Below are 15,435 nucleotides of genomic sequence, written 5' to 3'. Positions count from 1 at the left end.
AATGGATGTAAAAAAGGACATACGGTTTAGAGTTTACATTTCCTTTACCGGAATAGTAATACTGGCGGTAGCAATCATCGCCAAGGCCTTGTCTATTCAGTTGGGTGAAGGAGAAGCATTAAGGGCAAAAGCAGACAGGGCGCACACGAAAAAAGAAACCTTGTTTCCTGAACGTGGTAATATTTATAGCGAAGACGGAACATTGCTGTCATCTACTATTCCACAATTCGATTTGAGGATTGATTTTGGCGCAATGAATAAGGATACGTTCCATGTTTATCTTGATACATTGTCAAAATGCATGTCTTCACTTTTTAAAGATGGTTCTTCTGATGATTATAAACGTCAGTTGAGATTGGCATTTAACAGTAAAGATCGTTATTGGCTGATTAAAAGGAATGTTCTTTATTATCAATATCAGGAAGTGAGAAATTTCCCTATTCTGAATAAAGGTAAAAATAAAGGGGGCTTTATTGTAGAGCCACATTCAAAAAGAGTGAATCCTTACGGAATGCTTGCGTATCGTACAATCGGACTTTGGCGTGAGAATGCAGCCAATGTGGGTCTGGAGCATAAATACGATTCTATTTTAAGTGGTAAGGAAGGAACCAGGATTATAAGGAAAACGACCGGTGCAACCTGGATGCCGATTGAAGGCTCTGAAGTGGATCCGGTTAACGGGCAGGATATTGTTACGACAATCGACATCAACATTCAGGATGTGGCAGAACATTCATTGAAAGATGTGCTGGAAAAATATAATTGTCAATATGGTACCGCAATAGTGATGGAAGTGCAGACCGGTAAAATAAGAGCAATGGCAAATCTTGGAAGGCAGCCTGACGGCAGTTATTGGGAAGATTATAATTATGCATTGATTCCAACCGAGCCGGGCTCCACATTTAAATTGATGTCACTGTATTCTTTATTGGAAGATGGTTATGTGAATATAAATTCAACCGTAGATGCAGGAAACGGAAGATGGAAAGTGGGAACGCAAACAGTGGTGGACGACCATCAGGGATTAGGTATGATGACTGTAAAGAAGGCTTTTGCGTTGTCTTCAAACGTTGCTTTTGCGAAAATGGTGAACCAGCATTACCACGATAATCCGATGAAATATATTCGTCATCTTCAGAAATTGGGATTGAATAAACGGACAGGGATTGATTTGACAGGAGAGCAAAATCCTTTGATTAAAACCACTGCAAGTAAAAGCTGGAACACCGTTACATCTCTGCCATGGATTGGCTACGGTTATGAAAGCAAGATTACACCCATGCATACTTTGATGGTGTATAATGCCATTGCAAATGGTGGTAAAATGATGAAGCCTTATCTGGTAAGTTCTATACAGGAATATGGATTGCCTGTTCAGCAATTCGAGCCAAAAGTATTAATTGAGCAACTGGGTAAGCCCGAAACAATCAGGCAAATGCAGGAAGCTATGCATGCTGTGGTTTTGGAAGGAACGGCTAAAGCAATCCAGTCTCCTTATTATGATGCAGCAGGAAAGACAGGCACAGCACAGGTTGCAGACAAAGGTATCAGATATTCAGATGGTGTAAGGCAAGGTTCATTCGTAGGCTACTTTCCTTTTGATAAGCCAAGATATACTATTGCAGTTGTTGTAAGGTCAACACCGCATGGCGCTTATTACGGCGCGGTTGTAGGCGCTCCGGTGTTTAAAGCCATCGCTGATAAATTATATGCTACGCATATCGGTGGGTGGAATACTCCTGCTGATTCGTTGGTGAAAGAAAAAAGCATTGTTGCAAAGAAGGGGACAGGAGCAAGCTTGAGCGAAGTGATGCAGGTATTAGGCTTCGCAAAGCCTACCAATATAGATTTGGCAGGAATAACTACTTATGCACGTGATAGTTCCAACAGATATACTGTTCGAAAACAAAATGATATCAGAAGTACGGTGCCTGATGTAAATGGAATGGGATTGCGGGATGCGCTGCTGGTATTGGAAGCTGCAGGTTTGAAAGTAACGGTAAGCGGCATGGGTAAGGTTTTGAATCAGTCTGTGCCCGCAGGGAACAGAATTATAAAAGGACAAAATATTCATTTGCAATTAGGTTAGAGCATATAGTAAATTATGAAAGCGCTACAGGAATTATTGGGTAACATTAAGACTTTGCAAATCATTGGAAACAATGATATGGAGGTTCATGGGCTCATAATTGATTCCCGTAAAGCCGCAAACGGATTTTTATTTTTTGCTCAGAAAGGTACACAAACAGATGGCCATACTTTTATTCCGCAAGTTATAGAAGCCGGTGTTAAAGTTATTATCTGTGAAGTTTTACCGCAGGAGCAAAAGGCAGATGTGACCTATGTCAAAGTCGAAAATGTTGCTGCAACGATAGGCCCTTTAGCCGCTGCTTACTTTGATTATCCTTCAGAAGATATGAAAGTGGTAGGTGTTACAGGAACGAATGGTAAAACAACTGTCGCAACATTACTCTATAAGCTTTTTCAGCAATTAGGACATGTTTGCGGCCTGATATCAACAGTGCAAAATCACATCGGTGATACAATTGTAGCAAGTACACATACAACACCCGATGCAATTAGTATTCAAAGTTTGTTCAGACAGATGGCAGATGCCGGTTGTTCACATGTTTTCATGGAAGTAAGTTCACATGCCATTCATCAGCATCGTATCGGTGGTATTGATTTTGACGGCGGCATTTTTACAAATATTACCCACGATCATCTGGATTACCATGCAACGTTTGACGAATATATACGCGTAAAGAAAATGTTTTTTGATGGCTTGCATAAACATGCTTTTGCTATTACAAATGTGGATGACAAACGTGGATTAGTAATGCTGCAAAACACCGCAGCGGTACGTAAGACTTATTCATTAAGGGTTCCTGCAGATTATAAAGGAAAAGTGCTGGAGAATGATTTGGATGGATTGCAGATGAATATTAATAAAGTGGATGTTCATTTCAGGTTGAGTGGATTGTTCAACGCCTACAATTTATTGGCTGTATATGGCGCTGCCACTATGTTGGGAGAAGACAGTATGGATGTCTTGGCGAAACTAAGTGATATGCGTGGCGCTGCCGGAAGATTTGATACCTATCGTTCACCTAATGAAAGAGTGCTTGGCATAATCGATTATGCTCATACGCCCGATGCTTTGTTGAACGTGCTTGCAACAATCAAACAATTTGGTGGTGAAAGACAGATTATAACAGTTGTAGGTTGCGGTGGAGACAGGGATAAAACCAAACGTCCGATAATGGCTGAAGTGGCTTGTGAACATAGCAACAAGGTCATTCTTACTTCAGACAATCCGAGAAGCGAAGATCCTGAAGTTATATTGAATGAAATGGAAAGCGGCTTATCATTTGCCCATAAAAGAAAAGTGATAAGGATTTCAGATAGAAGAGAGGCAATAAAGACCGCTTGTTCATTGGCTCAGGAAGATGATGTGATATTGGTTGCCGGTAAAGGACATGAAACTTATCAGGAAATAAAAGGAGTGAAACATCACTTTGATGATAAAGAAGTTTTACTCGAAACATTCGCATTATTAGAAAAATAACTGAAGATAAAATTTTAAAACGCAGTTCATGCTATACTATTTATTCAAATATCTGAGAGATGAATTCGGACTATCCGGTGCAGGATTGTTCCAATACATCACTTTCCGTGCAGGTATGGCTGTGGTGTTGTCTTTAATTATCACATTGGTATTTGGCAAAAGGCTGATTCGCTATCTTCAAAAGAAACAAATCGGTGAAACAATCCGCGATCTTGGCTTACAAGGCGAAGAAACAAAACGCGGAACACCAACAATGGGTGGCATTATTATTATCGCAGGTATTCTGATTCCTACATTGTTATTTGCACGTATTGAGAATGTATATATCGTTATGATGATACTATCTACGGTATGGCTTGGTTTGATTGGATTCTTAGACGATTATATTAAAGTTTTTAAGAAGAATAAAGAAGGTCTTGCAGGCAGGTTTAAGATTTTAGGTCAGGTTGGGTTAGGAGCGATCATTGGTTTTACGATGTATTATAATTCTCATGTAGTAACTACCAGAGAAATCAGGGAAGGGCAGCCTATTCTGTATAATTCAACGGAAAAAATGGCAGGAACACCTTATAGCCGTGCAGATGAAAAAGGTGTTATTCATAACTATGTGCAGGTTCAGACAGCTGTAACAACCGTTCCTTTTTCCAAGAATCATGAATTGAGTTATGCAAAGATTGCATCTATATTCGGTACAAAAGCAATGGGGTGGCTGACACCGACAATTTATATTCTTTTTGTAATCGTTATTATTACTGCTGTTTCAAACGGAGCAAATATAACAGATGGCATTGATGGCTTGGCAACGGGTACTTCAGCTATAGCAGGCCTGGCTTTCGGAGTTTTCGCTTATCTGTCGGGCAACTATATTTTTGCGAGCTACCTCAACATTATGCATATTCCCAATCTTGGTGAATTATCCATTTTTGTAGGTGCATTTGTAGGAGCCTGTATCGGTTTTTTATGGTATAATTCTTATCCGGCACAGGTTTTTATGGGAGACACAGGCAGTCTTGCATTGGGAGGCATCATTGCTTCATTAGCTATTATTGTGCGTAAGGAATTGTTGATACCTATTATTTGCGGTGTTTTTCTTGTTGAAAATCTATCCGTCATGCTTCAGGTTAGTTATTTCAAGTACACTAAACGTAAGTATGGCGAAGGAAGAAGAATACTGAAGATGTCGCCTTTGCATCATCATTATCAAAAGTTAGGATATCATGAAAGCAAGATTGTTACACGCTTTTGGATTATAGGAATCATATTGGTGGTATTGAGTATTGTTTCATTGAAAATGCAATAGAGAGATAAGAAATGGAGCATAATTATAAGAATATTATTGTTTTGGGTGCAGGCGAAAGTGGCAATGGAGCAGCTATTCTGGCAAAGCAAAAAGGATTGAATGTTTTTGTTTCTGATAAGGGACAAATAAAGGACAATTATAAAAAGGAGCTTACGGAAAACGGTATTGAATTTGAAGAGGGTAGGCATGATGAGGTGAGGGTTATGCAAGCCGATTTAATAATCAAAAGTCCCGGTATTCCCGATAAAGCCCCGTTGGTAAAAGCTTTGAGGGACGCGGGAAAGCAAATTATAAGTGAAATTGAATTTGGATACTGGTATAAAGGAACAAGTAAAATCATTGCAATAACAGGAAGTAACGGTAAAAGTACCACGACAAGTTTATTGTATTATTTACTGAAGAATGCAGACTTGAATGTTTCGATGGTGGGTAATATAGGTGTAAGTTTTGCGAAGCAAGTTGCGCTTAATCCTACTGAATGGTATGTAATGGAGATTAGTAGTTTCCAGTTAGATGATATAAAAGAATTTAAGCCGGAAATAGCAGTACTGTTGAATATTACACCGGACCATTTAGACAGATACGATTACAAATTTGAAAATTACATAGCATCGAAGTTTAGGATAACCAGGAACCAAAACGAAGAAGATATACTGGTATTGAATATTGATGATCCTGAGATTAAGAATTATTTAGAGCATAACCCAATAAAATCGAAACTAATCCCAATTACGATGAGCGATCAAAATCTAACCCAGGACGAAGGAGCATTTATGAAAGATGACGAATTACATCTTAAGTATCAAGGTGAAGACATAAATATTTCTATTCACGATTTGGCTTTAAAAGGAAGGCATAATCAATATAATTCAATGGCAGCGGGGATTTCAGCAAGGGTTGCGGGTATTCGTAAAGAAAAAATAAGAGAAAGCTTTTCTTCTTTTGAAGGGTTGGAACACAGACTTGAATTTGTTGCGACTGTTCGTGGTGTAGATTTTATCAACGATAGTAAAGGGACGAATCTGAATTCTGTATGGTTTGCGTTGGAAAGTATGAAACAACCAGTAGTATTGATTTTAGGAGGACAGGACAAAGGCAATGATTATAATGAAATAATGGATTTGGTTCAGGAAAAAGTGAGAGCCATTGTTTGTATGGGCGTTGATAATACCCCTATTCATAAGGCTTTTGACAGCGTGATTAAAAACATTGTAGACACGGCAAGTGCGGATGATGCAGTAAAAGCGGCTTATGCTTTAGCTGAAAAAGGTGATGTCGTTCTTTTATCTCCGGGTTGCGCAAGTTTCGATTTGTTTAAGAACTATGAAGACAGAGGTGTACAGTTTAAACAAGCAGTAAGAGAACTATAAATGTAGGTATGAGATGTCAGACAAAAGATAACATGAAATTAGTTCGAACTATTATTAGGAAACCAAGTTATCTAACATCTGAAATCTAAACTCTAAAGATTTAAAAGAAATGCAACAAGTATTACAAAGAATTAAAGGCGACAAAGTAATATGGTCGATAGTATTGATACTATCACTGTTGAGCTTGCTTGCAGTTTATTCTGCCACAGGTTCTTTGGCTTGGCGCATGGATAAGAGTTCCGGATTTTATCTGGTAAAGCAATTGGGTGTATTGGCAGCAGGTTTGGGTATCATTTTTGTAGTACATCGTATTAACTATACAAAGTTTGCAAGATTCTCTGTGGTGTTATTTTTGATATGTATTCCTTTACTTGTTTATACCTTATTTTTTGGAACTAAGTTGAATGAAGGTTCACGCTGGATTCGTTTACCATTAATTAATCTGACTTTCCAGACATCGGATTTGGCAAGACTTGCCATCTTCATGTTTTTGGCAAGACAATTGAGCGTAAAACAAAAAGTAATAAAAGAATTTAAAAATGGATTCTTGCCGTTAGCAGCACCTGTAGCTATTATTTGTGCCTTGATTGCTCCGGCCAATCTTTCTACGGCGCTGACATTGGGTTTTACATGTTGCGTATTATTCTTTATTGGTCGCGTTTCCATAAAGCATATTATGGTTTTTGCGGGTGTTGCTATTCTTGCAGGAGGTATATTCTTTTCTGTTTGCCTGGCTTTTAACATTGGCCGTGCCGGAACATGGAAGAAGCGTATAGAGAACTTTGCGGGAAAAGAAACAACAGTAGCAGGCCAGGAATCGGCAGATCATAATTACCAGAGAGATCAGGCGGATATTGCAATTGCAAATGGTGGTTTTTTAGGAAGAGGACCGGGCAAAAGTTGGGCGAGAGATTTCCTGCCCCATCCTTATTCGGATTTTATTTTTGCTATTATCATTGAAGAATATGGCACTATCGGAGCAAGCGTATTGATTTTTATATACCTGCTTTTTCTATGGCGCAGTATCATGATTTTCAGGCGATGTCCTTATGCATTCGGCGCTTTTTTGTCTATAGGATTAAGCTTTACATTAGTTTTTCAGGCATTGATGAATATGGCAGTAAATGTGGGTCTGATGCCGGTTACAGGTTTAACGCTGCCCTTGGTTAGTATGGGTGGGTCTTCTATTTGGTTCAACAGCATAGCTATTGGAATTATCCTGAGTGTGAGCAGATATGTAGATGAAATGGAAGGAAAGCAACAAATGATTAATTGAAAAAGACATTGAATAACAACAGTTTTATCATTCAATAATACAAATGAAAGTAGTAATAGCAGGTGGTGGTACAGGCGGGCATATATTTCCTGCAGTGGCTATTGGCCATGCTTTACAACGACTGAATCCTGGTACTGAATTACTTTTTGTAGGAGCAAACGGTAAGATGGAAATGGAAAAAGTGCCACAGGAAGGTTTCAAAATTGTGGGATTGGATATTGCAGGATTTAACAGAAGCAATTTATTGAAAAACCTGTCATTGCCGTTCAAACTTTGGAAGAGCAGACAGCAGGCCAATAATGTAATTGCAGATTTTAAACCTGATGTGGTTGTCGGTGTTGGCGGTTTTGCAAGTTTCCCAATGTTATATGTCGCACAGAATAAAGGCATTCCGACATTGATACAAGAGCAGAATTCTTTTGCAGGTAAAAGCAATAAGATTCTTGGAAAAAGAGCGAAAGCTGTTTGTGTTGCATATGATAACATGGAACGGTTTTTCCCGAAAGAGAAAATAATCATTACCGGAAATCCGGTTCGTGCAAGGATTTCACAATCACGTATTACGAAGCAGGAAGGTTTGGATGCGTTCAGGTTAAGTACTGAAAAGAAAACTGTTCTTGTTGTTGGTGGAAGTTTGGGTGCCAAATCGATTAATGAAGCTATTGCCAAAGGGTTGGAGATGTTGAAGGGAATGAATGTACAGCTAATCTGGCAGACAGGTAAATTATTTATTGAGGAGGCAAGAAAGAGTTCTGAAAAATATGGCAGTGGTTTTGTGGTGATGGATTTTATAAAAAATATGGAGTACGCTTATGCAGCGGCTGATGTGGTTATTTCAAGAGCCGGAGCTTTGGCAAGTGCAGAACTTTGCATTGCAGGGAAACCGGTGATTTTTGTTCCTTATCCGTTTGCCGCTGAAGATCACCAGACAAGCAATGCGTTGGCATTAGTGGAGCACAATGCAGCTTTGATGGTAAGAGATAATGACGCACAGGAGCAGTTAATAAAGAAATTACAGACCTTGATGTCGGATGACAGAATGCAGGTAATCTTATCTGAAAATATTGTGAAACAAGGCATTAAGGATGCAGATGAAAGAATTGCGAAGCAGGTAATTGCAATTAGTGGTAAATAAAATGAAGATCGTAAAATGAATATTGACAGCATTCAAAAAGTTTATTTTGTAGGTATCGGCGGCATTGGCATGAGCGCACTGGCAAGGTTTTTCAACGAAAGAGGCGCTGAAGTAAAAGGTTATGATCGTACAGAAACAGAGCTTACAAATAGCTTAAAGAGTGAAGGTATTAAAATTCATTTTGAAGATAATATTGATGCATTGGATAAGGATGTCCAATTGGTTGTTTATACACCGGCTATCCCTGCCAATCATAAAGAATTGAATTGGTACAGAGATAATAATTATCCTGTTTATAAACGATCGGATGTATTGCAATGGATTACGGAAAGTATGTTTGCCATTACTGTTGCGGGTACACATGGCAAGACAACCATCAGTACCATGATTGCTCATATATTGAGAGATACAGGTTTTGGCTGTAATGCCTTTCTTGGAGGTATTTCTGCTAATTATGAAAAAAACTATTGGGGTTCCGAAAATAAAGTTGCAGTTATTGAGGCAGATGAATATGACAGGAGTTTTTTGAAATTAAAACCTGATGTTGCTGTTTTAACAGCAATGGATGCGGATCACCTGGATATTTATGGTGACCTGGAAACAATGGAGGAAGCTTTTATTCAATACACAAAAAACATTAAAGCTGATGGTAGCCTTTGGGCGAAACATGGCTTGAAACACGGAAGTCGGTTACAGGCAAAAAACAAATTTACCTACAGTCTTCAGAACGATGCAGCAACAGCTTATGCGAGTGAAATAAGGCTTAATAAAGGAGGATATATTTTTAATGTTACAGGTGATGAATGGAAAATAGAAGATGTGCATTTGAATATTGGTGGAATGCACAATGTAGAGAATGTTACAGTAGCAATTGCAGTAGCAAAACAAATGGAGATTGATGCGGATTTAATTAAACAAGCTGTCTCGAATTTCAAGGGTGTAAAGCGTCGTTTTGAATATATTATAAAAGATGAAAAACGTGTCTTTATTGATGATTACGCACATCATCCCGAAGAGCTGGCCGCATTGATAAAAAGTGCAAAAGCATTGTTTCCAAACAAAAGATGTGTGGTTGCTTTTCAGCCGCATCTGTTTAGCAGGACAAGAGACTTTGCGGAAGGATTTGCGCATAGTCTGGATATGGCTGATGAAGTTTTGTTATTGGATATTTATCCGGCAAGGGAATTGCCAATGGAAGGAATATCCATAAGAACAATTACAGAAAGAATGGCTAATCCCAATCATACTGTTTTGAGTAAAGAAGGATTGGTTGAATATGCTGCCGTTGCGCCGATTGAATTGCTGATTACAGCAGGAGCGGGGGATATAGATAAATTAGTGCAACCTATGAAGGAAGCCATACTGAATAGATAATAAATAAGAGACGTTCGAGAGAATGAGTGAAAAGAAAAAAATATCATCAAAAAAAGTACTTCGGTTTTCTATCGGTGCTATGTTGGTAATCGTTTTTATGGTTGCCCTGATAGCTGCGTCTAATCGACAGGATACCGATACAATTAAAGGTCTGGAAGTGAGCCTGAACGATGATAAAGAGTTTAGTTTTTTACAAAGGGAAGATATTGAAACATTATTGCTCAGAAATAGGAATATAGATCTGAAGAAAACATCCATAGGCAAGCTTGACTTACGATTAATGGAATCAGTAGCAAAGACAAATCCATGGGTTGAAAAAGCGGAAATATTCGTAGATAACAGAGCAATATTGAAAGTAAATATTACGCAGCGTGTTCCGGTTGCGCGATTGTTTGACGTGAATGGCGGCAGTTGCTATATGGATAGTTCATTACATATAATGCCGGTTGGTATTGGCTATGCATATCCTTTGCCGGTATTTACATCTGTGCCGGTTTTAAAGAATGATGAACTGCGTAATGCATTGAATTCTAAGATAGTTTATTTGGGTGAACGCATCGGGAATGATAGTTTTTGGCGCGCACAAATTACACAGATAGAGGTACAGCCGGATCAGACCTTTGTAATGAGTACACTGTTCGGAGATCAAAAAGTATTGTTTGGCGATACAACAGATGTTGCCAATAAACTGAGTAATTTATTGGCGTTCTATAAAAATATTTCGTCAAAAATAGGCTGGGATAAATACCAGATATTAGATGTCAGGTTTAAAGGACAAGTTGTGGCAAGTCCTTCCGTAGGATGGGTACCGCCAAGAATTGCTGATACTGCAATGGGGGATTTAGAAGGCCCACCGGTTATTGCAAACGTAGAAGTTGTGAAACCTGTGACACCTGTAACTAATCAGGTAACAAAGGTTGAAAAACCAACAGTAAATAAAGAGATAGCCCAGAAGAAAGTTATATCAAAACCTGTAGCGCCATCAAAAACTACATTGCAGGCTAAAGCAGGAGCGAAGGAAAAAACAACAGCAAAACCTAAAGGTGATAAAGAAACAAAATCACCAAAATATATTTATCAGGGAAAAAAAGGCAATCATTAATTATATAAGGAATCATTATGAACAGAAAAGAACAACCTATCATTGTTGGACTTGACATTGGAACCACAAAAGTAGTTGCTATTGCAGGCCGCAAAAATGAATTCGGCAAGTTGGAAGTCTTGGGATTCGGCAAAGCTGAATCGGCCGGAGTGAGCCATGGTGTGGTGCTTAATATAGAACAATGCATCCGTTCTATTGAGCAGGCAATTGAAAAGTGCGTTCAATCCAATCCGAATCTTGAGATCAATGAAGTGTATGTTGGTATTGCCGGGCAACATATCAAAAGTCTGCAAACCCGTGGTGACAGGGTTCGTACAGATACGGAAGAAGAAATTACCAAAGATGATATCGACAAATTGATCAAAGATCAATACAAAACATATATTCCTGCCGGAGATCAAATCATTGATATCATTCCTCAGGATTTTATGATTGATAATACACCAAACGTACACAATCCTATCGGGATGAGCGGTATTAAGGTCGGCGCGAATTTTCACATTGTAACAGGTGATCGTAATGCGATCCGTAATATCAAACGTTGTGTAGATAAGTCTAATCTTAAAACCAATGATCTGGTATTACAACCTTTAGCGTCTGCTGCGGCTGTAATGAACAATGAAGATTTGGAAGCAGGCGTTGCGATCGTTGATATTGGTGGCGGTACTACAGACATGGCGGTTTTCTACGATGGTATATTGCAACATACTGCGGTGATTCCTTACGCAGGTACAAATATTACTAATGACATCCGTCAGGGTCTGGGTGTATTACGTGCCCAGGCAGAAGCTATGAAAGTGCAGTTTGGTATGGCTTTGGCTGATGAAGCCAAGACCAATGCTTACATCACAATTCCTGGATTAAGGGGCTTGCCGCCGAAAGAGATTTCTGTAAAAAATCTGGCACATATCATTCAGGCACGCACCGAAGAGATTCTGGATTATGTGATGTATCATTTAAAACAAATCAATCTTGATAAAAAATTATTTGGCGGAATTATACTTACAGGCGGCGGTAGCCAGTTGAATCACCTGATTCAACTGACAGAATTTAAAACCGGTATGGGCGCGCGTATCGGCCAACCAAATGAACACCTTGCAGGTGGGCACCATGAAGAGTTGAAACATCCGATGTATGCTACTTGTATAGGGTTGATTCTGCGTGGTTATTCTGATTTTGAAACCGGCCGCTTTAATTTCAATAGCAGCAATAAAGAAATTTCTATTCAGAAAGATATTGTAACAAACGATGTTATTGTAAAAGTTGAAATTCCTAAAGAAAAAATAGTAACTACTTCTTATAAAGATGAAGTTTTTGAAGAGGAAGAAACAGAACAAACAAAGGAAAAAATAGAAAGGAACAATAAGCGTTCCGACACTATCAAAAAAGTAATTTATCAAATAAAAAGTGGTTTCATGAGCCTGTTTGAAGAGCCGGGCGACCAACAAATTTAATTGCAAATTAAACCGTTAATCAATAAATTTTTACTAACCCCCATTATTAACTAACCCATACTCATTGCTTCTTTTGGAGCGAGGACATTTAAAACAGCTTATAGTATGATACATTTTGAAATCCCCAAAAATCAGTCCTCTATCATCAAGGTGATAGGAGTAGGCGGCGGCGGCGGCAACGCAGTGAATTACATGTACAGTCTTGGAATTGACGGTGTAGATTTTATTGTCTGCAATACCGATTCTCAGGCTTTGGCGCAAAGTGCCGTGCCAAATAAAATCCAGTTGGGACCACATCTTACGCAAGGGTTGGGTGCCGGTGCAAATCCTGAAATCGGAAAACAGGCAGGAGAAGAGTCTGTTGATGAGATTTCAAAAATTCTGAAAGTCAACACACGCATGGCTTTCATCACTGCCGGTATGGGTGGTGGTACAGGAACAGGTGCTGCGCCTATCATTTCTAAAGTATGTCGTGAATTGGGCATTCTTACTGTTGGTATTGTTACTACTCCTTTTGCTTATGAAGGTCGTAAACGATTGAAACAAGCGCAGGATGGTATAGCTTTTATGCGCGAACATGTTGATACGATACTTATTATTTCCAATGATAAATTGCGTCAGCAATATGGCAATCTTCCGTTTACGCAAGCTTTCTCCAAAGCCGATAATGTGTTGGCTACTGCTGCAAAATGTATTACTGATTTAATAACGGTGGATGGTAAAGTGAACCTTGACTTTAATGATGTTCAGACTGTAATGAAAAATGGCGGTGTAGCCATTTTGGGTAGCGCTCAGGCTTCGGGTGAAGGACGTGCGCGTCAGGCAGTTGAAGAAGCGTTGAACTCTCCATTATTGAATGATAGTGAAATTGAAGGTGCACAATGGATTCTTTTGAATGTAACTTCTGCTGCGGGTGATTTTGAACACACATTGGATGAATTGGAAGTGATTCAGGGTTATGTACAGCAACAAGCAGGAAATACCTGCGATATCATTTTAGGTATGGGACATGATCCGAACTTAGGAGAAAATATTGCTGTAACAATTATTGCTACAGGCTTCCAGCATCATGAAATTAATGCTGATGTTCTGGAACCTAAAAAAGCAGTAGTAGAAAAAATCGTTGTGCCTTTGGGACAAATAGGCGGTTCTACTTTAGTGGAAGCAAAAGCACCGGAAGTGCCTGTAGTTGTGGCAGATCCGATGGCGCCAGTATTGGTGGAAGCTCCGGCTCCTTCACCTGCTTTCAATGTGCCTTCTTATACTGCACCTGCTACACCGGCTCCTACGCCAGTTGCAGAAAACAAATTGAACTTCAATCTGGAACTTCCTAACATTAATAATAATAATGTTGCAGCGCCGGAAGCTGCCAAACCTCAGCAAGAGTATAAGGCACCTGAACTGGAATTGATTATTAAAAATGAAATTCCTGCTAAGGAAGAAGTAGTTATAAAGCGTGGTGAAAGAGTCCTGACACCTGATGAAATTGAAGAACAACGTCGTTTTGAAGAACAAAAGCGTGCATTGGAAGAACGTGCAGATCGTTTGCGCAGGATGAGCTTTAATATTCAAAGCAATGATAATGCTGCAGAAGTGGAAAATGTACCTGCTTATATGCGTCGTCAGACTAATTTAGATAACCAGCATAACTCTAATGATGCGTTTCTTTCAGGTTATTCTGTTAATTCAGATAAAGAAGGTAACAAAGGAAATATCGGTACCATCAATACATTCCTTGATGGAAAGAAACCGGATTAATTCCTGATCCGTTTATGGCTAACAAATAAGGCGTTTCGGTTTCCCGAAGCGCCTTGCCGTTTTTTAGCTATATGTTGTTTTTACTAATCCTGTTATTCTCTTAAAAATCATACTTTGCAAACCTTTCCCAAATTATTACTTTTACTCCCGAATCGTAATTCATTATAGACAATTCACAAATATGCAGTTACATACTATCGATACGGGCCTTTTTAAATTGGATGGCGGCGCCATGCATGGCGTTGTTCCAAAGTCTATGTGGAATAAAGTAAACCCTTCAGACGAAAATAATATGTGCTCCTGGGCCATGCGTTGTTTACTTGTTGAACAAGATGGAAGATTAATACTAATAGATACGGGGATTGGTACTAAACAAGATGAAAAATTCTTTGGTCATTATTATTTGCACGGGAATGACAGTCTGGAGAAATCTGTTCAATCCAAAGGCTATAGCATGGATGATATAACTGATGTATTTCTTACCCATCTTCACTTTGATCATGTAGGGGGAGCTGTGAAACGAATTGGCGAAAAATTAATTCCCACTTTTAAGAATGCAAAATATTGGAGTAATGAGGCACATTGGGATTGGGCTGTTCATCCGAATGACAGAGAGAAAGCTTCTTTCCTGAAAGAAAATATTATGCCTTTGCAGGAAAGCGGGCAATTGAATTTTATAGATGTGAAAGATGGAGAGGAATGGATAGATAATTTCCGCATCCGCTATGTGAATGGTCATACGGAAGCTATGATGTTGCCGCAAATAAACTACAATGGCAAAACGATTCTCTATGCTGCCGATTTGTTGCCGAGTATGCATCATATTTCATTGCCCTGGATAATGGGCTATGATATGCGTCCGTTGGATACTTTAAATGAAAAGAAGAAATTGTTGAGCGAAGCTGCTGCAAACGATTGGCTTCTCTTCTTCGAACACGATTATAAAAATGAAATGTGCCATCTTCAGCAAACAGAAAAAGGCATTCGTCCCGGTGAGGTTTTAACGGTGAATGATTTGTAAATAATGAACAGTGAATTGTCAATAGGCAGTTTACCGTTCAATATCACATTATTATTGACTATTTATAACTGACAATT

Annotated in this window: 11 protein-coding genes; all 11 read left to right on the top strand. The window is 39.0% G+C overall.

Annotation, left to right across the window (positions count from 1 at the left end):
- Position 1: 1 nt before the first annotated feature.
- The 11 genes from F0919_RS06485 to F0919_RS06435 all read left to right on the top strand — a co-directional run bounded on the left by F0919_RS06485 (position 2) and on the right by F0919_RS06435 (position 15,358).
- Positions 2-2,089, top strand: coding sequence for a penicillin-binding protein (locus tag F0919_RS06485; protein ID WP_150031891.1), 2,088 nt, complete (start codon positions 2-4; stop codon positions 2,087-2,089).
- Between the two features lie 15 nt (positions 2,090-2,104).
- Positions 2,105-3,568, top strand: coding sequence for a UDP-N-acetylmuramoyl-L-alanyl-D-glutamate--2,6-diaminopimelate ligase (locus F0919_RS06480; protein ID WP_150031890.1), 1,464 nt, complete (start codon positions 2,105-2,107; stop codon positions 3,566-3,568).
- Positions 3,569-3,596: 28 nt separating this feature from the next.
- The gene (mraY, locus tag F0919_RS06475) at positions 3,597-4,868 is read left to right on the top strand and encodes a phospho-N-acetylmuramoyl-pentapeptide-transferase (protein WP_150031889.1); all 1,272 of its coding nucleotides are present in this window, start codon (positions 3,597-3,599) and stop codon (positions 4,866-4,868) included.
- Between the two features lie 11 nt (positions 4,869-4,879).
- Positions 4,880-6,238 carry a UDP-N-acetylmuramoyl-L-alanine--D-glutamate ligase gene (murD, locus tag F0919_RS06470; RefSeq protein WP_150031888.1) on the top strand — a complete coding sequence of 453 codons (1,359 nt, stop codon included), beginning with the start codon at positions 4,880-4,882 and terminating at the stop codon, positions 6,236-6,238.
- A 109-nt stretch (positions 6,239-6,347) separates the two neighbouring features.
- Positions 6,348-7,514: an FtsW/RodA/SpoVE family cell cycle protein gene (locus tag F0919_RS06465; protein ID WP_150031887.1), complete on the top strand. Its 1,167-nt coding sequence runs from the start codon at positions 6,348-6,350 to the stop codon at positions 7,512-7,514.
- Between the two features lie 43 nt (positions 7,515-7,557).
- Positions 7,558-8,649, top strand: coding sequence for an undecaprenyldiphospho-muramoylpentapeptide beta-N-acetylglucosaminyltransferase (gene murG, locus F0919_RS06460; protein WP_216629376.1), 1,092 nt, complete (start codon positions 7,558-7,560; stop codon positions 8,647-8,649).
- 15 nt (positions 8,650-8,664) lie between these two features.
- Complete coding sequence (gene murC, locus F0919_RS06455) at positions 8,665-10,023, top strand: UDP-N-acetylmuramate--L-alanine ligase (RefSeq protein WP_150031885.1); 1,359 nt, start codon at positions 8,665-8,667, stop codon at positions 10,021-10,023.
- 22 nt (positions 10,024-10,045) lie between these two features.
- Positions 10,046-11,125, top strand: a complete 1,080-nt coding sequence (locus F0919_RS06450; protein WP_150031884.1) for a cell division protein FtsQ/DivIB — start codon at positions 10,046-10,048, stop codon at positions 11,123-11,125.
- Between the two features lie 17 nt (positions 11,126-11,142).
- On the top strand, positions 11,143-12,579 hold the full coding sequence (gene ftsA, locus F0919_RS06445; RefSeq protein WP_150031883.1) for a cell division protein FtsA: 1,437 nt from the start codon (positions 11,143-11,145) through the stop codon (positions 12,577-12,579).
- 105 nt (positions 12,580-12,684) lie between these two features.
- Positions 12,685-14,337, top strand: a complete 1,653-nt coding sequence (gene ftsZ / locus F0919_RS06440; protein WP_150031882.1) for a cell division protein FtsZ — start codon at positions 12,685-12,687, stop codon at positions 14,335-14,337.
- A 181-nt stretch (positions 14,338-14,518) separates the two neighbouring features.
- Positions 14,519-15,358, top strand: coding sequence for an MBL fold metallo-hydrolase (locus F0919_RS06435; protein WP_150031881.1), 840 nt, complete (start codon positions 14,519-14,521; stop codon positions 15,356-15,358).
- Positions 15,359-15,435: the final 77 nt, after the last annotated feature.

The sequence above is a fragment of the Taibaiella lutea genome, from assembly GCF_008629695.1.
GTDB classification, from domain to species: Bacteria; Bacteroidota; Bacteroidia; order Chitinophagales; family Chitinophagaceae; genus Taibaiella; species Taibaiella lutea.
Note: the sequence above shows the minus strand (reverse complement) of the source record. Positions and strands in the feature narration are given on the sequence as shown.